Source organism: Bacillus sp. FSL K6-3312, from assembly GCF_038007485.1.
GTDB classification, from domain to species: Bacteria; Bacillota; Bacilli; order Bacillales; family Bacillaceae; genus Bacillus; species Bacillus pumilus.
Window position 1 is genome coordinate 3,066,844 of sequence record NZ_JBBOXI010000001.1, and the last position, 23,720, is coordinate 3,090,563.

Here is a 23,720-nt window from a genome sequence, read left to right on the forward strand (position 1 = left end):
CTCCTTTACCTCCTCTTTATTCGTAAAAGGTGGTAAAAGAAAAGCTGCAGCCTCGTTTTGCAGCTTTTCTTTTGCTAGTTTTTATCTTCATCAGCACCCTAAAAAAGGAGCGGTTAAACCTGTGGATTATGTCATTGAAATGTTGAATATACGCAAAGAATTCCCTGGCATTGTAGCAAACGATAACATTACGCTGCAGCTAAAAAAGGGCGAAATTCATGCGCTGCTTGGTGAAAACGGCGCTGGAAAATCAACGCTCATGAACGTGCTTTTCGGACTGTACCAGCCTGAAAAAGGTGAAATCAAGGTTCACGGAAAACCTGTGACCATCTCTAGCCCGAATGATGCAAGTGATTTAGGCATCGGTATGGTGCATCAGCACTTTATGCTTGTCGATACCTTCACCGTCGCTGAAAACATCATTTTAGGAAAAGAGCCCAAGAAATTTGGAAAGATCGACAAAGAACAAGCCATACAGCAAGTACAAGAGCTTTCTGACCGCTATGGTTTAAAAATAGACCCTGACGCAAAAGTATCTGACATCTCTGTCGGCATGCAGCAGCGTGCAGAAATTTTAAAAACTCTTTACCGCGGCGCTGATATTTTGATCTTCGACGAACCAACAGCCGTCTTAACACCTCAAGAAATTAAAGAACTCATACAAATTATGAAAAACTTAATCAATGAAGGCAAATCCATTATTTTAATTACCCATAAGCTGAAAGAAATTATGGATGCATGTCACCGCGTCACCATTATCCGAAAAGGCCAAGGCATTCGTACACTTGATGTGGAAAGCACAAACAAAGATGAGCTTGCAAGCCTGATGGTCGGTCGTGAAGTTTCATTTAAGACAGACAAAAAAGACGCCTCTCCTGCTGAGGAAGTACTTCAAATTCAGGATCTTACGGTAAAAGACGCACGAGGAATTGAAGCGGTCAAACATCTCAACCTCTCAGTAAAGGCTGGAGAAATTGTTGGTATTGCTGGAGTCGATGGCAATGGTCAATCTGAATTGATTGAAGCCATTACCGGTCTAAAAAAATCAGAATCTGGCACGATCATGCTAAACGGGAAAGCCATTCAAAATCTTCCGCCTCGTAAGGTGACCGAATCTGGAATTGGACACATTCCTCAAGACCGTCATAAACACGGACTAGTGCTTGATTTTTCAATAGGAGAGAATATTTCGTTACAAACGTATTACCAGCGTCCATACTCAAAATTTGGCTTGATGAATATGAAAAATATATACCAAAAGGCAAAGCAAATCATTGCCGAGTATGACGTAAGAACACCGAGTGAATATACAGAGGCACGCGCCCTGTCAGGCGGGAATCAGCAAAAAGCCATTATTGGCCGTGAAGTTGACCGCAATCCCGATTTATTAATTGCCGCTCAGCCGACACGTGGACTTGATGTTGGTGCGATTGAATTTGTTCATAAGCGCCTCATTGAGCAAAGGGACACAGGCAAAGCCGTCCTCCTCATCTCATTTGAGCTTGATGAAATTATGAATGTCAGTGATAAGATTGCTGTTATATTCGAAGGTAGCATTATTGCCATCGTTGATCCAAAAGAAACAACAGAGCAAGAGCTTGGTCTATTAATGGCTGGAAGTACGCAACAGGAAGTGGGGAAAGAAGCAAATGTCTAATCGCTTAACAAATCTGCTCATTCCGCCTATAGCCATTGTACTTGGTCTTTTTGTTGGGGCCATTATTATGCTGGCAAGCGGTTATAGTGTCATCGAAGGCTATGGCGCCCTTTGGAATGGCGTCTTCGGTGAAACCTATTATATGGGAGAAACCATCAGACAAGTGACGCCTTACATTTTATCAGGGCTTGCTGTTGCTTTTGCATTTCGGACAGGTCTCTTTAATATCGGTGTAGAAGGTCAAATGCTGATTGGCTGGGTAGCTGCTGTATGGATCGGTACAACTGTCCATGCACCTATGTACATCCATCTGCCACTTGCACTCATCACCGCAGCTGCTGCTGGTGCATTATGGGGCTTTATTCCTGGGTTTTTAAAGGCTCGTTTTTATGTTCATGAAGTGATTGTCACGATCATGATGAACTACATTGCCCTTCATGTGACGAACTATTTGATTTCAAATGTCTTAACAAATAATAAAGATAAAACAGAAAAAATCGATGCCACTGCCTCGCTTCGCTCTGGTTTCTTTGAACAAATCACCGATTTCTCCCGGATGCATAATGGTATTTTTGTTGCCATTATAGCTGCGGTCGTGATGTGGGTCATTATTCAAAAAACCTCTAAAGGCTTTGAATTGCGGGCTGTTGGAATGAACCAGCAGGCATCCCATTATGCCGGTATGAATGTTCGCCGCAATATCATTTATGCGATGCTCATTTCAGGTGCTTTTGCAGGTCTTGCAGGCGCAATGGAAGGTCTTGGTACATTTGAATATGCATCAATTAAAGGCTCGTTTACCGGTGTAGGTTTTGACGGAATCGCCGTCGCTTTATTAGGTGGAAATACTGCTGTTGGTGTTGTTCTTGCTGCACTGCTGCTTGGTGGATTGAAGGTCGGCGCTTTAAATATGCCACTTGAATCTGGCGTACCGACTGAGGTCGTTGATATTGTCATTGCGATCATTATTCTTTTCGTCGCCTCAAGCTATATTATCCGTCTTGTGATGAACCAAATGAAGAAAAAGGGGGGAAAATAAGTGGGATTTCTGCAAATTCTTGAAATCATCGTCCCAGCAACACTTGTCTATGCTGCACCACTTATTTTAACCGCTCTTGGAGGCGTCTTTTCAGAAAGATCAGGTGTTGTGAATATCGGTCTTGAAGGTTTGATGGTCGTCGGAGCATTTTCCAGTATTATCTTTAACTTGTTTTTTGCTGATACATTCGGGGCCTTGACCCCGTGGCTTGGGCTCCTCGTCGGAATGGCGATTGGCGGATTGTTCTCTCTCATTCATGCAGTTGCGACCATTACATTCCGTGCAGATCAAACGGTCAGTGGTGTTGCGATTAACATGCTGGCACTTGGCGCTACGCTGTTTGTCGTGAAACTCATTTACGGGAAAGCTCAAACAGATAAAATTACAGAGCCTTTCTATAAAGGGGATATTCCCCTTTTAAGTGACATTCCAATAATTGGCGATATCTTCTTTAAAGATGTTTATTATACGTCCATACTCGCATTAGCGCTTGCGGTTGTAGCTTGGTTTGTTTTATTTAAAATGCCGTTTGGTCTTCGTCTTCGTGCAGTCGGAGAACATCCAATGGCTGCTGATACAATGGGAATCAAAGTGTACCGGATGCGCTATATCGGTGTCTTTATTAGTGGACTGTTTGGTGGTCTTGGCGGAGCTGTTTATGCGTCAACCATCGCTCTTGATTTCTCACATGCAACCATTACTGGACAAGGCTTCATCGCACTAGCTGCACTTGTCTTCGGTAAATGGCACCCATTCGGCGCAATGGGCGCTGCTTTATTCTTTGGATTTGCTCAAAGTTTAAGCATTATTGGCTCTCTCCTGCCGCTCTTCCAAGATATACCGAACGTGTATATGCTCATTGCACCATATGTGCTGACCATCCTAGCACTCACTGGCTTCATCGGCCGAGCAGATGCACCGAAAGCACTTGGGACACCTTATTTAAAAGGAAAACGATAATAACGATGTATGATCAATCCCCTGAAGGATAAACTACCTTCAGGGGATTTTTGTATGATAAAAACATAAAAACTCCTGTTTATTTTACTTTTATTACACTTAATTTAGTTTAATAAATAGATGAGTGTCACAGAATCTTCTACAATTGAGACAAATAGCATTTGGGGGTGTTTATGTGGCTAATACACAACAATTGAAATCGATTACAGACGATTCTGACAATAATAAAAGCGTTTTCCGTAAGATCATGTCTTGGAAAATTGGTGTTATTGACTTACCTGTGTATTTAGTACTTGCAGCGATTATTTTAACTGCCGCTTATTTTAATAAAATTCCAGCAAATATGCTTGGTGGTTTCGCTGTTATTATGATTTTGGGGATTTTCCTTGGAGATATAGGACAACGTATTCCGATATTAAAAGATATTGGTGGACCGGCGATTCTTTCTTTATTCGTACCATCGTTCCTGGTCTTTTTTCATGTTCTGAATCCGAACTCGTTGGAAGCGGTTACGTCTCTTATGAAGACGTCGAACTTCCTTTACTTCTATATTTCTGCTCTTGTAGTAGGTAGTATTCTTGGGATGCAGCGAACTGTTTTAGTACAAGGCCTTATTCGTATGTTTGTTCCTCTTGTTGCAGGTACAATTGCAGCTGTGACTGCCGGAATTCTTGTTGGTCTTTTAGTTGGTTACACACCGCATCATTCGTTCTTCTTTATTATTGTTCCGATTATTGCCGGTGGTGTTGGAGAAGGGATTTTGCCATTATCTATTGCTTATTCACAAATTCTTGGTGTATCAGCAGAGTCATTAATCTCTCAATTAATTCCTGCTGCCGTCATTGGGAACGTCATTGCCATTATCTGTGCTGGCGCAATGAAGAAGCTTGGTGAAAAACGTCCTGAACTAAACGGGAATGGTCGTCTTGTAAAATCTAAAGAGGCAAATGAAATTTTTGAACAGCCTGATATGGATCCAAAAGTTGATTTTGGGTTAATGGGTGCTGGTGTACTCGTGGCTTGTACAACGTTCATTTTTGGTGGTTTATTAGAAAGCTTTGTTCATATTCCAGGTCCAATCTTAATGATTGTTCTTGCCGCTTTAATCAAATACTTAAACGTGATGCCTCAGCATCTGCAAGATGGCTCACAGCAGTTCTACAAGTTTGTATCAAGAAGCTTTACATGGCCGCTTATGGTCGGTCTAGGGATTCTATACATTCCACTTGATGATGTAGCAACAGTGATTTCTATTCCATTCGTTTGTGTATGTATCGCTGTCGTTCTTGGAATGGTGGGTTCTGGTTACTTCGTTGGGAAATTGATGAACATGTACCCAGTAGAATCTGCGATTGTGACAGGCTGTCACAGCGGACTTGGCGGTACTGGTGACGTTGCGATCCTTTCAGCTTCTGGAAGAATGGGTCTCATGCCTTTCGCACAAGTATCTACACGTCTTGGTGGAGCAGCAACTGTGATCTGCGCAACAATCTTACTTAGAATGTTTACTTAAAACATTGAAACATCAAAAGCATGTGCCCTCTCATAGGCACATGCTTTTTTATATTTCTTTTATCCTATATGATTTTATTCATCAGCTAATACAATTCGTAAATATTCCCTAGGCTGAAAAGGATACAGCTTAGTTTCCTGATAGCTCATGCGGAAAAGGTGCTCAGAAAATAGCGGCCATTCACTGCCTTCCTGCCACCTTTTTTGATCATTTCGGTCAATCAAGAATGCTCCTCCTAAAATCGTGCAGAATATGCTTAAGCTGATGGCGATCTTTCGTTTCATTTAATCAGCTCCTTTAAGAAAAGCATGTACGAAAAACAAAACAATATACAATGAGTTTCATTTTTGATAAAATTATTTTTGTGGTCAAAAGAACCCAAAACAAATACAGTTTGCTCGAAATCGTTTCAAACCAATGCACTATGGCTGTATTTAAGATATAATTTTAATTACCAGTTCTTTAGAACGTGAATTTATATTGATCAAAGGAGGTTCATTTTCTTGCAGCTTATTCACTTCGCCATCCTATCACCTTTTTTACTCGCCTTTGTTGTACCTTTCCTTTTTAAATATGTAAGGCGTATACATACAGGGTGGTTTGTTCTCATCTTGCCGATTATTTTATTCACCTATTTCATCCAAATGTTACACATTACCTCGAATGGACGAACGCTTTTCTCACAAGCTGAATGGATTCCATCTTTAGGGATGAATTTTACTGTATATGTTGATGGCCTTAGCTTGTTATTTGCATTATTAATTACAGGTATTGGCGCACTTGTGGTCTTGTACAGTATTTTCTACTTATCAAAAGAAAAAGAACAGCTTGGCTCTTTCTATACGTATTTGTTAATGTTTATGACCGCTATGCTTGGTGTGGTTCTCTCTGACAATATGGTGGTTCTGTACTTGTTTTGGGAGCTAACGAGTATTTCTTCCTTCCTCTTAATTGGGTATTGGTATAAGCGGGAGCGCTCTAGATATGGTGCAACCAAATCACTGCTTATTACTGTTTTTGGCGGATTAGCTATGCTTGGTGGCTTCATCCTCATCTACCTGATCACTGATTCATTCAGTATTCGTGAAGCAGTCAATCAGCTTCAGCTCATTATGGCATCACCTTACTTTATCCCTGCCATGATCCTGATCTTACTAGGTGCCTTTACGAAATCAGCGCAATTCCCATTCTATATCTGGCTGCCTGATGCAATGGAAGCACCTACCCCTGTGAGCAGTTATCTGCATTCTGCTACGATGGTGAAAGCCGGTATTTATCTTGTTGCCCGCTTCAGTCCGATCTTTGCTATATCAGAGGTGTGGTTCTGGACCATATCCATTGTCGGACTTATCACATTATTCTGGGGATCATTCCATGCCGTCCGGCAAAATGATTTGAAAGCCATTCTGGCCTACTCGACAGTTAGTCAGCTCGGCATGATTATGCTCATGCTTGGCGTCGGCGCAGCTGCGATTCATGAAAACAACCCTGCCTTTTTTGGCGCAGCCGTTCTTGCTGCTATTTTTCACCTCATTAACCATGCTACGTTTAAAGGCAGTCTCTTTATGGCAGCAGGTATTATCGATCACGAAACCGGCACTCGTGACATTCGGAAATTAGGTGGTTTAATGACCATCATGCCGATCACCTTTACGATTACGTTAATCGGTACATTTTCAATGGCTGGACTACCGCCATTTAACGGTTTCTTAAGTAAAGAGCTGTTTTTCACAAGTATGCTGCGCATTTCTGACATCAGCTTTACAGATATTTCAACATGGGGCGCTATTTTCCCAGCAATTGCTTGGCTCGCTAGTGTCTTTACGTTCATTTACAGTATGATGCTTCTCTTTAAAACATTTAGAGGCAATCTTCAGTTAGATCAATTAGAGAAAAAGCCGCATGAAGCACCGATTGGTATGCTCATCCCGCCAATTATCCTTGCTGCACTTGTGGTCACCTTTTTCTTCTTCCCAAATATTCTAGCTTATTCTGTCATTGAACCTGCAATTGCAGCCATTATTCCTGATGCGATTGATCCAGGAAAACGCTTTGTTGTCAAAATTGAAGCATGGCACGGCTTTAAGCCAGAGCTCTATATGACAATGGGTGTTGTAGCTTTAGGAATTATCGGATATTTGACGTTGTCAAAATGGCGTCCGATATATCATATTTTCAAGAAGAAATGGTCATTTAACTCCTTATATGACCGTTCACTGATAGGCTTAGAAAAAGGCTCCTATCGCCTAACAAACAGCTATATGACCGGTTTCCTTCGTGATTACCTTGTCTATGTGTTTGGGTTCATGATTATCGTACTTGGCAGCGTGATGTTCTATCAGCAAGCTTTCTCATTTGAAACAGAAAAAGCTGCGCCAATTGGCACGTATGAAGCCATTCTTTCACTTGTGATGGTGGCGGCGACGGTCACGACCGTATTCGCCCGCTCACGCTTAACTGCCATTATTGCTCTAGGTGTCATGGGATACACGCTGTCATTATTCTTCGTGATTTTCAGAGCACCTGACCTTGCACTGACACAGCTGATTATTGAAACGATTTCTGTCGCACTGTTTTTACTTTGCTTCTATCATTTGCCGAAGCTGAGCTTGAAGCAAAAAACGAGAAAATTCAAATTAACCAATTTGATCATTTCAATAGGTGTTGGTCTCACTGTCACTTGTCTTGCTTTTGCTTCCACAAGTCAGCAGTCACTTGAGTCCATTTCAACTTACTTTATTGAAAACAGCTATAAACTTGCTGGCGGCGACAACATTGTCAATGTCATTCTTGTAGATTTCAGGGGCTTTGATACACTCTTTGAAATTACCGTACTTGCCATTGCGGCACTCGGTATTTATGGATTATTAAAGGCACAGGCACAAGGAAAACGGAAGAGAGGTGTGCGGCGATGAGGAAAATTGATACGAATGATATGCTCTTACAAGTCACAACAAAAATCACAGCATTCATCATCCTGCTTTTTTCCCTTCACTTATTTCTTGCGGGACATAACAACCCTGGCGGGGGGTTCATTGGCGGCCTGATGAGTGCTGGGGCTGTCGTTCTTCTGCTTTTAGCCTATGATCTGAAAACAGTGAGACGTATTCTGCCCTTTAACTTTATTTATGTTGCAGCGACCGGGCTGCTCGTCGCGATCCTGACGGGGATGGGATCATTTCTATTCGGTGCACCTTTTCTATCCCATACATTTGATTATTTTCAACTGCCGTTTTTAGGGAAAACAGAACTGGCGACAGCCGTACTGTTTGATATCGGTGTATATTTAGTTGTTGTCGGTGTCACCATGACCATTATTCAAACGATTGGAGAGAAGGAATAATGGAATTTCTAATGTCTATTATCGTCGGTATTATTTTTATGGCGGCGACCTATTTAATGCTTTCAAAAAGCCTTTTACGGGTCATCGTCGGTACTGCTGTTTTAAGTCACGGCGTCCATTTGCTTCTTTTAACAATGGGCGGCTTAAAAAAAGGAGCTCCACCTATTTTAAAAGAGGGGCTCACATCCTATGTAGATCCATTACCACAAGCATTAATTTTAACAGCCATTGTCATTGCTTTTGGTGTGACATCCTTTTTACTTGTCATGGCCTTCCGTGCCTTCCAAGAGCTGCGAACAGATGACATGGATCAAATGAGAGGAAATGATCAGCATGAATAATCTCGTGATCCTGCCAATTTTAATTCCATTATTAGCTGCTACACTATTGATCTTTATGAATAAGAACATCATGCTGTCGAGAGGCTTTAGTGTGTTTGCTTCGCTCTTAGCCATTGTCTGTAATGTGTATTTAGTCCAAACCATCTTTACTAATGGGATTCAAACTCTCTATTTAGGAGGCTGGAAAGCACCATTTGGGATTGCCCTTGTGGCCGATCAGTTTGCTGCGCTCCTGGTGCTCACCGCTTCCGTTGTTGGGCTAGTGACAGTTCTATTCTCCTTTCAAACAATTGGGAAGGAAAAGGAGCGGCTTTTCTATTACTCTGGCGTACAATTTTTGTTAGCTGGCGTAAGTGGGGCCTTTTTAACAGGCGATATTTTTAACCTGTTTGTCTTTTTTGAGTTGCTGCTAATGGCGTCTTATATGCTCATTGTGTTAGGCGGATCAAAGCCTCAGCTTCGAGAATCACTCAAATATATTGTATTTAATATCATCTCGTCGGCATTATTTATTGTCGGTGTCGCTTGCTTATATGCAGTCACGGGCACTTTGAATATGGCTGATTTAAGTGTGAAAATAGCTGAATCAGGGCAAACAGGATTAATCACTGTCATTTCTATTCTGTTTCTCATTGTATTTGGCTTAAAAGCTGGGATCTTCCCGCTTTATTTCTGGCTGCCAGGATCATATCATGCACCGCCAGCGGCTATTTCTGCTCTATTTGGTGCACTGCTGACAAAGGTTGGCTTATATGCGATTGCCAGAGTCTTTACGTTAATTTTTATACATGATACAGGGTTTACACATACACTCATGGCTTGGTTTGCCGCACTAACGGTGATATTCGGTGTGATTGGCTCTATTGCCTATTCTGATGTGCAAAAGATCGTCATCTATAACATTGTCACAGCAGTTGGGGTCATTTTGTTTGGGATTGCAGCCAATACACCTGCCTCACTCCAAGGGGCCATTTATTATCTCATTCATGACATGGTGATTAAAGGCGCTTTATTTATGCTGGCAGGTGCACTCTTTGTGTATGCTGGCACCAATCACTTGAAAAAGATGGGTGGACTGATTCAATCTCAGCCTTTACTAGGGTGGATGTTTTTCATATCGGCTTTATCCCTAGCAGGAATCCCGCCTCTGAGTGGGTTTGTTGGAAAGCTAAAGATTGTAGAAGGCGGCTTTTCTGCTGGATACATGACCTTTTCTATCCTTCTCTTACTGTCCAGCCTGCTTGTCCTGTATTCGATTATGAGGATCTTCATGCTCGCATTTTGGGGCGAGGAACAAGATATGCGAAGAAGGAAACCGTCGATTAAAGGAATGGTGTACCCTGGCGTACTGCTTGTGATCTTGTCGCTTGCCATTGGGTTAGGGACAGAGTTCATTGCCCCTTATATCAATCAAGCAGCGGAAATGCTCTCAACACCAGAAAAATATATTCAAGCTGTGCTGAAGGAGTAGATGAACATGGCCTTTCAAATATTACTAAACGCTCTCCTCGCCTTTACATGGATGTTTATGAATGATACATACAGAGCCGCAGACTTTGTATCAGGCTTTGTACTAGGGATGGTCGCCATTTTTATGCTTCGGCGGTTTTTCCCGCAGCGTTTTTACGGCTATGCCCTGTTTGCGATTTTCAAGCTCGTCATGATATTTATTCGAGAGCTGCTTCTTGCCAATTTAAGTGTATTAAAGACCGTATTATCTCCAAAGCTCACCATTAAGCCCGGTATTTTCGCCTTTCGTACAGACTTGAAAACGGATTGGGAAATCACCATACTGGCTAATATGATTACATTGACACCAGGTACACTTGTCATTGATATTTCTGATGATCGTTCCATTTTATACATTCATGCGATGGATATTGAAGATGCAGAAAAAGCCATTCACGATATCCGGGTTTCATTTGAAAAAGCGATTCAGGAGGTGAGCGGTAAGTAATGGAGCTCATATTACAAATTTCACTTGGCATTCTTGCACTGTCCACTTTTCTTTTTGTGATACGGGTTATCAAAGGTCCCTCTATTCCTGATCGTGTAAGTGCGCTTGATGCGATAGGAATCAATTTAATTGGGATGACAGCTATCGTTTCTATTTTGCTGAAAACGACAACGTTCTTTGAAATTATTTTACTGCTCGGTATCCTTGCCTTTATCGGCACTGTCGCTTTTTCCAAATTCCTTGAGAAAGGGGAAGTGATTGAAAATGATCGTCATCGCTAAAGCTATTGTCATTTTCTTTATCCTGCTTGGCGCCATCCTTTGTCTCATTTCAGCCATTGGCGTTCTTCGCCTGCCGGATGTTTATACACGTATGCATGCTGCATCAAAAGCATCGACACTTGGTGTTGTCCTCATATTAGTTGGGGTGTTCTTTCACGAATGGTTTCTTGCAGGCATTATTTCTGCGAAGATCCTACTTGGGATTGTCTTTATCTTTTTAACAGCTCCAGTCGGCGCACACTTGATCGGAAGAGCCGCCTACAATACTGGGGTCAAGATGGACAAACGAAGTGTACAGGATGATTATGGCGGTTTTCGTAACTTCGTGATTAAACGCAAAGAAGACTCGTACTTATAAACCGAAAGCAGATCCTCATATGTGAGGATCTGCTTTTTATGAATCAATCCAACCTAAAAAAAGCTTCCGCTGCACCGGGAGCTTTTTTATATGCGATCAATGACAGCAAGTGTGCATCTTGACGTACAGATGTGCCGGTCTCGATCATCTTTAATATCAATTTGAAATACCATTGTCCGGCGCCCAACATGTACAGGAACAGCCGTCGCTGTCACTACTCCATCACGTACAGATTTTAAGTGATTGGCATTGATTTCAATCCCTGAGCAAACTTGCTGAGTTAAGTCTAAATGAGCCGCAGCTCCCATGCTTGCCACTGTTTCTGCTAGAGCAGCAGAAGCTCCTCCGTGCAGCAGTCCAAATGGCTGTTTTGTTCTGTGATCGACTGGCATTGTTGCTACGCATCGAGACTCATTACACTCTACAATCTCAATCCCCAGTGCCTCAAGTAGTGTATTTGATCCATTCACTTCCATCAGGGTTCTCTCCCTTCACACGTTTACAGCACACTTTCAGATTTTGCAATTAACACCGCTTCGGTTCGAGAGCCAACATTCAGCTTATTAAAGATGGACGTCAAGCTGTATTCAATCGAGCGTTTGCTCAAATGCAGCACATCGGCAATCTCTTGGTTCGTGTATCCTTTTTCCACTTCTCTGAGGATCAAACACTCTCGCTCTGTTAACAGCTCGTGATCGGTCTGCTGCGCCTGTTCTGGCTTTTCTTGCTGCTGTGAAATTAATTTCTTTAAATAGGATAGCTGAATGACAACTTCTCCTTGCAATGTGCGGTGTATGTATTCAATAATTTTGTCTTTTGTCTCTGTTTTACTAATTGCACCGTGCAATCCAGCCCGAATGGCCTCTTCAAAATAATCATCTACTTCATATCCTGTATAAATGATGATTTTCACTTGTTGGTTGGTTTCTAGAATTTGTTTCGCAATGTCCATTCCATTGATATCCCCGAGATTTAAATCCATCAAAATCACATCATAGATGGAAAAGTCATACGTCTTTAAAAAGGCGGCTTCTGCATCAGGACTTAAACAATCGACTGATAGCTGCTGATCTGATTCTAATATGCTTTTTGTCCCTTCCATGACAGCCGGATGATCATCAATGACCAATATCTTCTTCATGTCTTCCTCCCTTTAAATCACTCACTTCCATTTTATATAAAAGACTTGGCAGATGCCAAGTCTTATTCCTGAATAAATCGTTACAATTCCATTTCAATTTTCACCTTGAGCCCTTTTTCAGGTGCTGTATGAATGTGAAGCTTCCCATTTAACGCCTTGACTCGTTCTCTGATCCCAGAGAGGCCCATGCTCATGGTGTGCTGATCAAGATGGCTTGCGTCAAAGCCTACTCCATCATCTTCGTAGTGAAGAACAACCTGATCTTTAATACAAATCAGCATTACGAGCACTTGGCTGGCTTGAGAATGTTTCAAGGCATTGGATAACAGCTCCTGAACAATTCGGTAAATATTGAGCTGGGAGTCAATATCAATGTCCAGCTCCTTATCAAAGCGTGTCGTATTCAGCCGAATATGAAATGGTGCTTCCTCCTGAATTTGAGAAGTCAGCTTCGATATCGCCTTCACTAAACCTAAATCGTACAGCAGCTGCGGCCGAAGTTCATGACACGTTTCTCTCGTCGTTTGAATCACCTTAGACATTTGTTCATTCCATGATATAAGCGATTGTTCAATAGACGTTGGGCATTGATCGTTTTGGAAATTCGTTAAAAACATCTCTGACTGTCTTTTCAGCGATATCAAATCCTGCAGCACGGAATCATGAAGATCCCTCGCTAAATCGGAGCGCTGTTTTTCCTCCATCGCAAACATGACTTTTTTCAGCCAAGCGGGGTTCGCTTCACGCTGCTTCAAATCTTCAAGATGCTCCATCAATTCTTCAATCTTGACGACATTTTCTAAACTGACACTTGTGTAAAATGCCAATGTTTTCAACCAAGAAATCTCATCCCGCGTCAATTTAGGTGTACGTAAATTAGATAAACAGCAAATCACAAAAGAGTGACCGCCCCGCTCACCAATTTTCATCATGAACCCTTTATCAAGCGCAATGATTTTTCCGACTTCACCTAAAATATCTTGAAATTGATCCACATAATCTTTCCATAGCTGGCTTTCTTCTATTGATTCATCAATTTCAACAATTTGTCCATCTGCCTTCACTTCAAGCACAAAGGCTTTGTTCACAACAAGTACTTCTAAGATGGTGTATTTTAAATGATACAATACTTGATGAAGTGATGACGCCTCACGAATAAGCTGTGTAAATTTAAATACACTATCCTGATAATTATGCTTCTCTGAAAAACGCTTCAAACGAAAGCGGAAATCGATGATTTCTTTAAAGTAGAAAACGGTGAGCATAAGAATGTACGTGATGATCGTAAATTTCACTGTATAGAAATTTGCATTCGGCTTTTGAATAAAATCAAAAAGAACAACCACTAGTATTGTTGGTGTAATCGCTAAAAAACCGTAGTATTTAATCCTCCCCATAAAGAAATCAACATTATACAGCTTATTTGACATAAATTGATAGACTAAGAAAAAAGGAATTAAAAGAACAAACGATGCTACAACATATGGTGAAATAAAATATATACCAAAAAAATAAGGAATGATAAAAAATAGCATGAATGGACTGAATGCTGAGATTAAAATGAGTGCAAATGCTCGAAGTACATTGCTGACTTCATTGTCTTTCAATTTTTTAGCAGCCCTTATAGTGATAATAATCGAAAGGAAAGCCAGAACAAAAAATGAAAGTAAATTGACATATGCTAATAGATCTACTGGTCCAGCTTTATTTTTATAGAATAAAACTAATAAAACGTTAGTAACTGGAACTAGATACAAATAAAAAAGAACTCGACGACGAATAATTTCTGTTCCTAATTCTTTTAAATATTGATACATAAAGTGCATATATAGTGGAGGTACAATATTCATTGTAACGATTACAAGAATACGACTGATAGCCTCTCCTTTTCCAGAACCACCAGAACTTACATAACCTATAGACACCGCCAAAAGAAATAAAGCTAAAATATAAGCTGACTCTTTTTGGTTTGCTTTATTCATTTTTAAAATCATAAATATACAAAATAGACAGATGGAATAAAGAATGACTGGTATTAGATAAATAAACAGATTCGCTTGACTCAATAACCTTACATTCTCTAAATCAATTTTATCACCATGTCTATCAACGACTAAACTTTTAACATTAGCTAAAAAACCTCTTTTAACTTCTTCAACTGGTTTTTTATTCCCATTCACTTCAAGTATGATATCGCCTTTTCTAACTCCAGCTAGATAGCTATCTGTAAAATTATCGACATCCACTACCTCAAGTTGACCGTGACTATTTTCCTTAACAGCTGCTCCAACAAAAATATTAAATACGTTGATATAAGAGATATAAATCACATAGATGAAGCTAAGGATAACTAATATAACTGTTAACTTAGAGTAAAACTTTCTCATAATATTTATCTACTCAAGCAGTTGACCATATGATTGCTTTAATAACGTCTTCTTTCTGGAATCCGTCAACAATAATACTTGCAGTTTCTTGATCAACGTGAAGCAGTGATGCGTTCCCATTAACGATTTGATTTAATGTTGAAGGATTCTCCACTAAATAACTAACCAATTCCTGAATTTTCATCTTCTCCATCTCCAATTAAAAAAAGTATCAGTTTTTTCTTTTTTGAAGCCTCTAAATGTAGTTTCTTGAATGTTTCTTTAAACTTATTTCTGAGAAGGTTTCTCATAATAAATACATATTGTTGAGCACCAGATTTTTTTAATTTATCCTTTAATACTTCAGAGCCGGCACTCTTATCCTTTGATTGAAAATACCTTAGCAAGTCTGAACTAGATGGATTAAACTCATTTTTCAAGTAAACTAGCGGTAATGTTTGCATTCTTTTAAAATCAATATTCTCTTTATTAAAAAGACCTAAATAGTCATTTTCAAGCTGCTCCGCCATTCCAAGATAATACGCATATTCTTCTACATTCTTTTCAAAAGAACCTGTTGCCAAGATAACCCCTAACACACAGGGTAACACAAACAGTGATCCTGCTTTTGACTTCATGATATTTAAACAATCCTGCTCATTCTCTGGCTCCAGTGTCATATCCATATGCTGTCCTTGCATTGATTGAATAGAATAAGTATATACACTGTGTAAAATTTCCGTTGCATGCTCAAGCTTTGAAAAGACTTCAAAACTCAATGTAAAAAGAACATTCGCCGCATTAATCGCAATTCCACTCTGACATTTCATCCAAGGATACGAATCTTTATCCTGATCTTCGATATCATCTAATATATCGGCTGATAAGATGAGAAGTTCAATCCCTGCTGCCAATTGTGTAATCGCTTGCTTGTCTTGTCCGCCAAATGCCTCATAATGCTTGTAAGCCAATTGCCCAAAGGGAAATTCATTCTTTATATCTGTAAATTCTAGAAGCAGTTGTTGTAAATCTTTCTGCCTGACTGCATGTTGAATAAAATCAGACATATTCTGCTTGATTTTTGTATTCTCTAGATAGTTTAGCATACTCGGTCTTGTCCCTCACCCTTCCGCCTTTTATTTTACTAAAAAGACATGAGCAAATGTCCACTGACATCACTATTTAACAATTATATAATAATATATCCTTTTTTTGTATGTATTTGGATAAAAAAAAGACTTGATGATTATCAAGTCTTTAAGAAATTTTCACATATTCATATTTGTCGTATTGATCAATGCTTTTGTTAATGTTATGAAGAGAAGCCGTTGTTTCTCTAATTTCGTTTTCAAGTTTCCATAATAATTGTTTAAGTTCTTCGATTTCATACTTTTCCATCGATTCCACTCTCCTTTTTTGGAAGATCAATGTATTTGTGTATGGTGATTGGGTCATAAGTATTTGATCTGTTACTAACAGTGTAAATGTAATTGAGTATTTTTTCACCGAAAAGTATGCACAAAATGTGTGCGTGATACCGCAAAATTCAATAGGTCTTTTTTCATCATTTTCTGACTTTTCAAATCATACTTTTATCTTAATTTCAAAGGAATTGTGTCACTAATGCAACAATAATAGGCATCATTCGTCACACTTCTCTCACAATAGAACATACGATCCCTTCTATAACCTCGGTTTTGCGTGTTATAGGTCAGACGACAGACCCCATTGTGGACACCGCAATTTTTTGGCGACATTCACCGAAATTGACCGCAAAAGTACCTATTTTTATGTTGGATTTATAAAGATAGAAAGATCATTTTGATTCTTTATTCTGATTTTCTACATACATTTAGAACAGATATCCGTCCAATTTCACGTCAATGAGAGAAGAGGTGACGATGTGTTTTACTATGTTCCTTATCCTGCTTTGCAGGGTCCCGCAATGAGCCGTGCATATCCGCGCACGCCTATGACTTTTCCTCCAGTAGATGCCCACTCGTTTCAACGAGCCGCAAAGGAATCAGCCCGACTTGTTGCTGATGCTTCACTTATTACACAGCAAATTTCCAGCTCGCTTTCGTTTGCACAGCGGATCATGGAGGCTGCTGAGCGCTCTGATTCGACAAGTGTCATCAGAATGCTGAAACAAATCGGTGTGAAAAGTGGTATTGACATCCGCTTTAGTCCAGAAGGCATTCGTATCTACTTGTCTCTCGCCTCTAGCAGACTGTTTCTTCTTTTGCAGTGGGCATAACAAAAAAAGCCGCTCTGACGTGGGCGGCTTTTAAGATTCAAACATTTTATGACACCATTCAATGGCTTCTATATAACATCCGTAGGCTTCTTGCTTCGGGAGATTCCCATCTAACATCTCATCATCCCATTCATTTCGTTCAATCCGTTTGGCTACACCAAGTACAAATGAATAATCATTTTCATAGCCAAGCAGTGCCTCGCCCACTTCATCAGAAAGCGGCAGTTCTTTTACAAGTTCTGTGATATCTGCCCTGACAAGTGTATCAATGAGAGAAAACATGCCTGTCAGCATATAAGAGGCTGGGTGCTCTCGTTCGGTACGACTCGCAATCAGTTCACACGTTTTCGCCCGAATGAAGGACATTTTAATAATTTCTTTTTGGCTTGAGTTGGCTTGAACATTCAATTCTTTAAATGAAAGAATAAAGATCCAACGCCTAATTTCATTAAAACCAAGCAGAATAATCGCCTGCCGGATACTTTTGATTTGATAAAGACGTCTCATGCCGCCTGAATTGAGCATTTTTAATAATTGGTATGATAGCGAAAGGTCACTTTCAATAAAATGTGTCACGACCTGGATATTCGGCTGTTCCTTGCTCAGCTCATTTAATAGCTGGTGGTACGCATGGAAGCTGGTCGATAATGCTCGTCCTGATATAACATGCGGCTCACTAAAGAAATACCCTTGAAACAAATGGAAGCCGGCTTCTAGCGCTTCTTCATATTCTCTTCGCGTTTCCACCTTTTCTGCAAGGAAACGAAGTCGATATTTTTTATAGGTATGTAGAATTTTTCTACGTTCTTCCGATGTGGTCTTTAGAAAGTCAATTTTTAAAATATCAATGCAATAGAGGAGTTCGTCAAGCAACTTGTCACTGAAATGTGATCCGCTTAGAAAAAAATCATCAAGCGCAATCGTATATCCCCATTTTTTTAATTCCTTACATCTCATAATAAGTGCCGGGGTAATCGGGACATTTTCTAATATCTCGATCACAAGCTGATGCGGATCAAAATAGGTGAGCAGATCAGACGAAAGTAAGCTTTCGGTGAAATTAATGTAGCATCTTTTGCCTTCTGTCAATGTTTCGATGCCGATATTTAAAAAACTGTTAATAATGAGGTCCGTTGTCGCTTGGTCACCATCTTCAGCGCTATATGTATTGGTTTCACTATCTCTATAAAGTAGCTCATATGATACGACTTGTTCTTTTCTGTTAAAAATAGGCTGTCTCGCAACAAACACCCTCAACTGCTCCAATCCTCCTTTATGCAATGACAAACAAGATGTGCTTTCAGTATACCAAATGATTGCGCTTATGGTTCAATTTGAATCGGTCAAAAAATAAAAAAAAGAGATCACCCGGCTTGATGATCTCCTTTTTCCAACATTAGCTTTCATAAAGCTCTAGTTTAATTTTATTTTTCACGTCATGGATAAACTGCATCTTGTTATCCCAGCATTTTTGACTCAAATCGACTGGATATTCTTCTGGTTTGCTGATTCGTTTATATTCCTCCCAGAAAAGTCCGAGGCTCTCCTGCACATAGGCTTGAATCGTTTGAATATCCGGATTGTCATATACAAGTTTTCCTTGTTCGAAAATCGGGACATGTAGATCCTTCGCCACAAAGTTTGTGACAAATTTGCTGATAAATGTGTGCACAGGGTGGAACATTTTCAGCTTATCCTCACTATGAACATCTTCCTCTTCGAGCGCAATGTAGTCACCCTCTGAGTGATGATTCAATTGGTTGATAATGCGGTACACACGTTTACGTCCTGGTGTTGTCACTTTCTCTGGGTTGGATGAAATTTTGATGGTGTCATTCATCTTACCATTCTCTTCAATGGACACAAGCTTATACACTGCACCGAGAGCTGGCTGATCAAATGCTGTGATCAGTTTTGTTCCAACACCCCACACATCAATTTTGGCACCCTGTGCTTTTAAATTCATGATGGTATGTTCATCGAGATCACTTGATGCAATGATTTTTGCGTCATGGAATCCAGCTTCATCCAGCATCGTTCTAGCTTTTTTAGACAAGTAGGCAAGGTCACCACTATCAAGTCTGACACCAATAAAGTTGATCTTGTCTCCGAATTCTTTCGCTACCTTAATGGCATTCGGAATACCGGATCTCACGGTATCATACGTATCGACTAAAAAGACACAGTCTGTATGGGTTTCAGCGTATTTTTTAAATGCCGTATATTCATCACGGTATGCTTGTACAAGTGCGTGAGCATGTGTTCCTGACACTGGGATGTTGAAGCGTTTCCCAGCACGAACATTACTTGTCGCCTGAAAGCCGCCGATGAGTGCCGCTCTTGCTCCCCACATTGCTGCATCCATTTCATGTGCACGTCTTGTTCCAAATTCTAGTGCTGTCTCGTCTTCAATGATTCCTTTAATCCGAGCTGCCTTTGTTGCAATCAGCGTCTGGAAGTTCACAATATTCAGCAAGGCGGTTTCGATTAGCTGCGCTTCTACTAGCGTTGCCTCGATGCGCATAATCGGTTCATTTGCAAAGACAATTTCGCCTTCCCGCATTGAATGAAGGGAGCCTGTAAAGGACAACCCGCTTAAATAATCAATGAAATCGCTTTTATAACCAAGTTCGTCTTTTAAATACGCTAGATCACTTTCGGTGAAGGAGAAGTCCGATAAATATTCAATCGCTTTCTCTAAACCAGCAAATACAGCGAAGCCATTGTCAAATGGAAGCTTTCTGAAGAAGAGTTCAAACACTGCCTTCTTCTCATGAATGCCGTCTCTCCAATACGTTTCTGCCATGTTAATTTGATAAAGGTCTGTATGTAGTGATAAACTGTCGTCAATAAACCGATGCTCCAACTTCCATTCTCCTTCCCTTACTTAACCACTTTCGCACCAAGCGACTGCTCAAAGTGAGAAAGTGCCCACTCGTGCCCCGCTTCATTAAAACTCGCTACAGCATTCTCGTGAATCACAAGTTCAAAGCCTTTATTGTACGCATCAACAGCTGTATGAAGTACACAAATATCGGTACATACGCCGGCTAAATGAAGTTCAGTGATGCCACGCTCGCGCAGTTTCATTTCTAATTGAGTGCCTGCAAAAGCAGAGTATCTTGTTTTTTCCATATAGTAGACATGTTTTAAATGCTTTGACGTGTGAAATAGTGAACTTAGTTTGCCATAAAGTTCAATTCCCTTTGTCCCGCGAATATTATGGGGCGGAAATAACTTTGTCTCTGGATGATAAGGGTCTTGCTCCTCATGATGATCGACTGCAAAGACGACAAAGTGCCCTTCATCAATAAAAGAAGAAGTGATCTCTGTGATCTTAGGCTCAATCGCCTGTCCAGGCTTTCCGCATGTCAATTTTCCATCGTCTGCAACAAAATCAACGGTATAATCAATACAAATCAATGCTTTGCCCATCCGCATCTCTCCCATATGCTCTTTTGACTCATTATAGCTTATTCATTTCACTAGGGAAACCTATTCAACAGATTCGTGAGCAAAAGCCTTTTGAAACAGCTCATCTTCTATATAGATGTGCTCTTGATTGACCGCATTCGGCAGCTCTATCACAAGACCAAAAGGTGAATGTGCCTCATGATGATTCACCACTTTAAAGGAACATCCAGCGGCATTAGCCATTTTCACATATTGAGAATAAGAAGCATAGGACAACTCACCATTTAAAAGAACAGTGGCCTGACGGTTGACCTTTAATATTTGTTCGACCTCTTGATACGGTTTATTTCGTGATACCTGTCCCTTTGTCAGGGCAAGAAGCGCTCGTTCTCTTAATGAACCGAGAAACATTCTTCGTTCATCGGGTTTTGTTTCAGCATGTCCAAATATCCCTTGCTGCAAATAAAAGTCTACGGATTCTTCTTTCATCGCTGTTTTCACTCCTGGTTTTAAAATTTACATTTCTGTGACCCAGTGCACAATCTTTAGTGCAAGTTCACGGGCTTCGTCTGTTTCTGCTCTTTCCATTAAGGATTGCTCGAGCGTATGGATCAGCTGCTCTTTTTCGTCCTCGTACGCAATGGAGATACTCCATTCAATATCAGGTACGGCAACAAGCGTTTTATATTCTTTTTTATTTTCATGTAAATATACATTGTAGGTCTTTGGTTGCCGGCTTGTGATGTGTGCTTTTCTAATTTTCATTTGACTCTGTTCACACCTCTTTTTTCTTCTTACATCCATATCCATTGTACCATAAAAAAAGACAGCTTCAGAAAAGGAATTCCCTTTCAAAGCTGGCTACGCATTGAAGCTCTTCTGCTGACTAATAAGATCTGAATCCCAAACAAATGTGACGTTTGGATTGTTAAAAAATTGGGCGAAGTCACCTGCATTATACGTACCTGATCCACCGGCAGAGTGATCGACACTTTTTGGCGAAATGGCAAAAACATCACCGAAATGTGCAGAACCATTTCCAATCACACGGTCAATATGAATAGGCCCAACAATCGCTGGCATCTTTCCACCACCTTTACTCCCCTCATCATATGCCTATGAGAAAAATACGTGTCTATCCAACATAAAAAAGACAGCTGATATGTGAGCATCAGCTGTCTTTCTATGCATTAAATGATTGAGGCTGGCCAAACAATGTGAAGTCCCAAAGCATCGTCGCATTTGGATCACTTGTAAGAGACATATAATCACCTGAATTAAAGGCTCCAGCCCCGCCAGTCGAGTGGTCTACAGCTAAAGGAGCAATGGCCAGTACATCACCGAAAGTAGCTGCACCATTTCCTCCTAATGACTCGATATGAATAGGTCCAACGATGGCAGGCATCAGAATCTCCCCCTATCTGCTTATGTCAATCATCTTATGCAGAAAGGGAAAAGTTGTGCATTTGCCCTGCCTTAGACGTTTAAATGCTGTTCTTTACGAGACCGCTGACGCAGCTGAACCAATCTGACAATATTCAGGGTGATGGCTTTGAGCAGTGCATAGACAGGAACCGCAAAGATCATGCCAAGGATGCCACCAAAGCTTCCTGCCCCAATTAATAACAGGATAATGGTCAAAGGATGTGTGTTCAGGCGTTTCCCAATGATCAATGGAGAAATGACATTTCCGTCAATTTGCTGCACGACAAGAATCACAATCACTGTCACCACTGCTTTTCCAGGCGAATCAAGAAAGGCAATCAGCACAGCTGGTGCCGCTCCAAGATATGGTCCAAGGTATGGAATCACATTTGTGACCGCAATGATAATACCGAGAATAAGCGCATATTTCACACCAATTAATAAGTATCCAATAAAACAAGCGACTCCGACAAACAAACAGACAATAATCTGCCCCTGTATGTAGGCTGCGAGCGTGTCGTTTAATTCTTTGAAGATCTTGAGCCCTTCCTTGCGGTAAGGCATTGGTAAGAACTGAACGAGCTTGTCCGGAAACTTATGCCCGTCTTTCAGCATATAAAATAAAATAAATGGAACTGTGATGACGGCTAAGGCAATATTCGCAATCACGCCAAACACCGCAGACATGCTTGAAGCAATGTTTTCCGGTAATGCCTTTAATGTCGAAACGACCGTCTGTTCAAACTTTGAGACAGACACATAATCTTGGCTCATCATCCAAGTAAATGTTTTAGAATGCGAAAAGTCATTGATAAATTTCTGCATGTCCGTCACATATCCAGGGAAGCTTTTGACAAGTCCGCCTAACTGCGTGACAATGACAGGTCCGGCAGCATTGACGATGAATGTGATGAGTCCGATGAACAGGAGATAAATAATCAGGATGGCGAGTGACCTAGGAATCTTCTTGGACAAGAATCGCACAATTGGATTAAAAATGAAAAAGAGAATACCTGCCAGCAAGATAGGGACAAACAGTGTTGACGCAAATAAAATAATCGGCTGAAATAAAAACGAAACCTTTGTTGATACATACACAATGAGTAAAACAAGTAATATTTGGAATGTCCAAAAATGAACTTTAGATTTTAACAAAGATGCTCCTCCTGTTACATATTGATCTTATTAAAAAACTACTATTCAACCCACCTTCTGTCAACTGCTTCTTGTTTTTAGAACCTCATTTTTTGAAAAAAAAAGAACAATTGGTATATCATGCACTTTTCCCAGATATACATTCTATAAGCATGAAAAAAAGCAGACACCTATGCGTCTGCTTGTTACACTCTTTCACTGTGATCAGGCATCACCGACACGATTTGCTGGATCCGCACATAAAAAACTGATTTGGCCCCCGCTTCTATCACAATATGATCCGGCATGACTTCCTTCAATTTCCCACGGACCGTATCTTTCACTGTTTGCACAATTAATCTCATACCGACCACTTTCTGCAATGTTTGATAAACATATGGATCAACTAATGAAACAAGCTGCGGACTTCCTTGTTGTGCCATACTACCCGCCCCTTTACTTGTGTATTTACCCACAGCGTATGCATGAACCCATGTGAATGTCACTCATGGCAACCCCATAACATTAATACCA

Annotated in this window: 28 protein-coding genes; 12 read left to right on the top strand and 16 right to left on the bottom strand. The window is 40.5% G+C overall.

From position 1 onward, the window contains the following. Positions 1-121: 121 nt before the first annotated feature. The 4 genes from MHI11_RS16130 (at position 122) to MHI11_RS16145 (ending at position 5,169) form a co-directional block, all read left to right on the top strand. On the top strand, positions 122-1,657 hold the full coding sequence (locus MHI11_RS16130; protein WP_340961542.1) for an ABC transporter ATP-binding protein: 1,536 nt from the start codon (positions 122-124) through the stop codon (positions 1,655-1,657). Beyond that, positions 1,650-2,696 (top strand): ABC transporter permease, encoded by a 1,047-nt coding sequence (locus MHI11_RS16135; RefSeq protein WP_340961544.1) that lies wholly within the window; start codon positions 1,650-1,652, stop codon positions 2,694-2,696. The genes MHI11_RS16130 and MHI11_RS16135 overlap by 8 nt, the downstream gene beginning before the upstream one ends. Then, the gene (locus tag MHI11_RS16140; protein ID WP_003213713.1) at positions 2,697-3,656 is read left to right on the top strand and encodes an ABC transporter permease; all 960 of its coding nucleotides are present in this window, start codon (positions 2,697-2,699) and stop codon (positions 3,654-3,656) included. It begins immediately after the preceding gene. A 175-nt stretch (positions 3,657-3,831) separates the two neighbouring features. Next, complete coding sequence (locus MHI11_RS16145) at positions 3,832-5,169, top strand: 2-hydroxycarboxylate transporter family protein (protein WP_003213451.1); 1,338 nt, start codon at positions 3,832-3,834, stop codon at positions 5,167-5,169. Between the two features lie 74 nt (positions 5,170-5,243). Here the strand turns inward: MHI11_RS16145 and MHI11_RS16150 are convergent, their stop codons facing one another. Further along, positions 5,244-5,453: a hypothetical protein gene (locus MHI11_RS16150; RefSeq protein WP_050944039.1), complete on the bottom strand. Its 210-nt coding sequence runs from the start codon at positions 5,451-5,453 to the stop codon at positions 5,244-5,246. 219 nt (positions 5,454-5,672) lie between these two features. Here MHI11_RS16150 and MHI11_RS16155 point away from each other — a divergent pair, with 219 nt between their 5' ends. The 7 genes from MHI11_RS16155 to mnhG are packed head-to-tail and all read left to right on the top strand — an operon-like array spanning position 5,673 to position 11,449. Next, positions 5,673-8,084 (top strand): Na+/H+ antiporter subunit A, encoded by a 2,412-nt coding sequence (locus tag MHI11_RS16155; protein ID WP_340961547.1) that lies wholly within the window; start codon positions 5,673-5,675, stop codon positions 8,082-8,084. Then, on the top strand, positions 8,081-8,512 hold the full coding sequence (locus MHI11_RS16160) for a Na(+)/H(+) antiporter subunit B (RefSeq protein ID WP_044140818.1): 432 nt from the start codon (positions 8,081-8,083) through the stop codon (positions 8,510-8,512). Before MHI11_RS16155 ends, MHI11_RS16160 begins: the two co-directional genes overlap by 4 nt. Continuing rightward, positions 8,512-8,853, top strand: a complete 342-nt coding sequence (locus MHI11_RS16165) for a Na(+)/H(+) antiporter subunit C (protein WP_003213576.1) — start codon at positions 8,512-8,514, stop codon at positions 8,851-8,853. The genes MHI11_RS16160 and MHI11_RS16165 overlap by 1 nt, the downstream gene beginning before the upstream one ends. After that, a complete protein-coding gene (locus MHI11_RS16170; protein WP_340961550.1) occupies positions 8,846-10,324 on the top strand; it encodes a Na+/H+ antiporter subunit D in 1,479 nt (492 codons plus the stop codon). Before MHI11_RS16165 ends, MHI11_RS16170 begins: the two co-directional genes overlap by 8 nt. A 6-nt stretch (positions 10,325-10,330) precedes the next feature. After that, positions 10,331-10,810 (top strand): Na+/H+ antiporter subunit E, encoded by a 480-nt coding sequence (locus MHI11_RS16175; protein ID WP_003213059.1) that lies wholly within the window; start codon positions 10,331-10,333, stop codon positions 10,808-10,810. After that, positions 10,810-11,091 (top strand): Na(+)/H(+) antiporter subunit F1, encoded by a 282-nt coding sequence (locus tag MHI11_RS16180; protein WP_003213177.1) that lies wholly within the window; start codon positions 10,810-10,812, stop codon positions 11,089-11,091. Before MHI11_RS16175 ends, MHI11_RS16180 begins: the two co-directional genes overlap by 1 nt. Next, positions 11,075-11,449: a monovalent cation/H(+) antiporter subunit G gene (gene mnhG, locus MHI11_RS16185; RefSeq protein WP_003213369.1), complete on the top strand. Its 375-nt coding sequence runs from the start codon at positions 11,075-11,077 to the stop codon at positions 11,447-11,449. Before MHI11_RS16180 ends, mnhG begins: the two co-directional genes overlap by 17 nt. An 86-nt stretch (positions 11,450-11,535) precedes the next feature. Here mnhG and MHI11_RS16190 read toward each other — a convergent pair whose 3' ends face one another. From MHI11_RS16190 to degQ, 6 genes are all read right to left on the bottom strand, one after another. Beyond that, on the bottom strand, positions 11,536-11,925 hold the full coding sequence (locus MHI11_RS16190) for a hotdog fold thioesterase (RefSeq protein WP_106066313.1): 390 nt from the start codon (positions 11,923-11,925) through the stop codon (positions 11,536-11,538). Positions 11,926-11,948: 23 nt separating this feature from the next. Continuing rightward, entirely contained in the window at positions 11,949-12,590 is a 642-nt protein-coding gene (locus MHI11_RS16195) for a response regulator transcription factor (protein WP_340961552.1), read from the bottom strand. Positions 12,591-12,670: 80 nt separating this feature from the next. Then, positions 12,671-14,977 (bottom strand): sensor histidine kinase, encoded by a 2,307-nt coding sequence (locus tag MHI11_RS16200; protein WP_340961554.1) that lies wholly within the window; start codon positions 14,975-14,977, stop codon positions 12,671-12,673. A 13-nt stretch (positions 14,978-14,990) separates the two neighbouring features. After that, the gene (gene comX / locus MHI11_RS16205) at positions 14,991-15,161 is read right to left on the bottom strand and encodes a competence pheromone ComX (protein ID WP_012011107.1); all 171 of its coding nucleotides are present in this window, start codon (positions 15,159-15,161) and stop codon (positions 14,991-14,993) included. Continuing rightward, a complete protein-coding gene (locus tag MHI11_RS16210) occupies positions 15,139-16,062 on the bottom strand; it encodes a polyprenyl synthetase family protein (RefSeq protein ID WP_044140821.1) in 924 nt (307 codons plus the stop codon). Before MHI11_RS16210 ends, comX begins: the two co-directional genes overlap by 23 nt. A gap of 151 nt (positions 16,063-16,213) precedes the next feature. After that, a complete protein-coding gene (gene degQ, locus MHI11_RS16215; RefSeq protein ID WP_003213123.1) occupies positions 16,214-16,354 on the bottom strand; it encodes a degradation enzyme regulation protein DegQ in 141 nt (46 codons plus the stop codon). 505 nt (positions 16,355-16,859) lie between these two features. Between degQ and MHI11_RS16220 the strand changes: the two genes are divergently transcribed. Next, positions 16,860-17,213 (top strand): hypothetical protein, encoded by a 354-nt coding sequence (locus MHI11_RS16220; protein ID WP_034620108.1) that lies wholly within the window; start codon positions 16,860-16,862, stop codon positions 17,211-17,213. Positions 17,214-17,243: 30 nt separating this feature from the next. Here MHI11_RS16220 and MHI11_RS16225 read toward each other — a convergent pair whose 3' ends face one another. From MHI11_RS16225 to MHI11_RS16265, 9 genes are all read right to left on the bottom strand, one after another. Next, positions 17,244-18,470, bottom strand: a complete 1,227-nt coding sequence (locus tag MHI11_RS16225) for an EAL and HDOD domain-containing protein (protein WP_106066310.1) — start codon at positions 18,468-18,470, stop codon at positions 17,244-17,246. 139 nt (positions 18,471-18,609) lie between these two features. Then, complete coding sequence (locus MHI11_RS16230; RefSeq protein WP_058013789.1) at positions 18,610-20,079, bottom strand: nicotinate phosphoribosyltransferase; 1,470 nt, start codon at positions 20,077-20,079, stop codon at positions 18,610-18,612. Positions 20,080-20,096: 17 nt separating this feature from the next. Continuing rightward, positions 20,097-20,648 (bottom strand): cysteine hydrolase family protein, encoded by a 552-nt coding sequence (locus tag MHI11_RS16235; RefSeq protein ID WP_012011112.1) that lies wholly within the window; start codon positions 20,646-20,648, stop codon positions 20,097-20,099. Positions 20,649-20,708: 60 nt separating this feature from the next. Then, the gene (locus MHI11_RS16240) at positions 20,709-21,116 is read right to left on the bottom strand and encodes a YueI family protein (RefSeq protein WP_044140823.1); all 408 of its coding nucleotides are present in this window, start codon (positions 21,114-21,116) and stop codon (positions 20,709-20,711) included. Between the two features lie 27 nt (positions 21,117-21,143). Further along, the gene (locus MHI11_RS16245) at positions 21,144-21,392 is read right to left on the bottom strand and encodes a YueH family protein (RefSeq protein ID WP_034660684.1); all 249 of its coding nucleotides are present in this window, start codon (positions 21,390-21,392) and stop codon (positions 21,144-21,146) included. Positions 21,393-21,488: 96 nt separating this feature from the next. Beyond that, entirely contained in the window at positions 21,489-21,710 is a 222-nt protein-coding gene (locus MHI11_RS16250; RefSeq protein ID WP_340961557.1) for a spore germination protein, read from the bottom strand. A 100-nt stretch (positions 21,711-21,810) separates the two neighbouring features. After that, positions 21,811-22,032, bottom strand: a complete 222-nt coding sequence (locus MHI11_RS16255; RefSeq protein WP_003213446.1) for a spore germination protein — start codon at positions 22,030-22,032, stop codon at positions 21,811-21,813. Positions 22,033-22,103: 71 nt separating this feature from the next. Then, positions 22,104-23,207, bottom strand: coding sequence for an AI-2E family transporter (locus MHI11_RS16260; protein ID WP_003213254.1), 1,104 nt, complete (start codon positions 23,205-23,207; stop codon positions 22,104-22,106). A gap of 185 nt (positions 23,208-23,392) precedes the next feature. Next, a complete protein-coding gene (locus tag MHI11_RS16265; protein ID WP_003213721.1) occupies positions 23,393-23,629 on the bottom strand; it encodes a YuzF family protein in 237 nt (78 codons plus the stop codon). Positions 23,630-23,720: the final 91 nt, after the last annotated feature.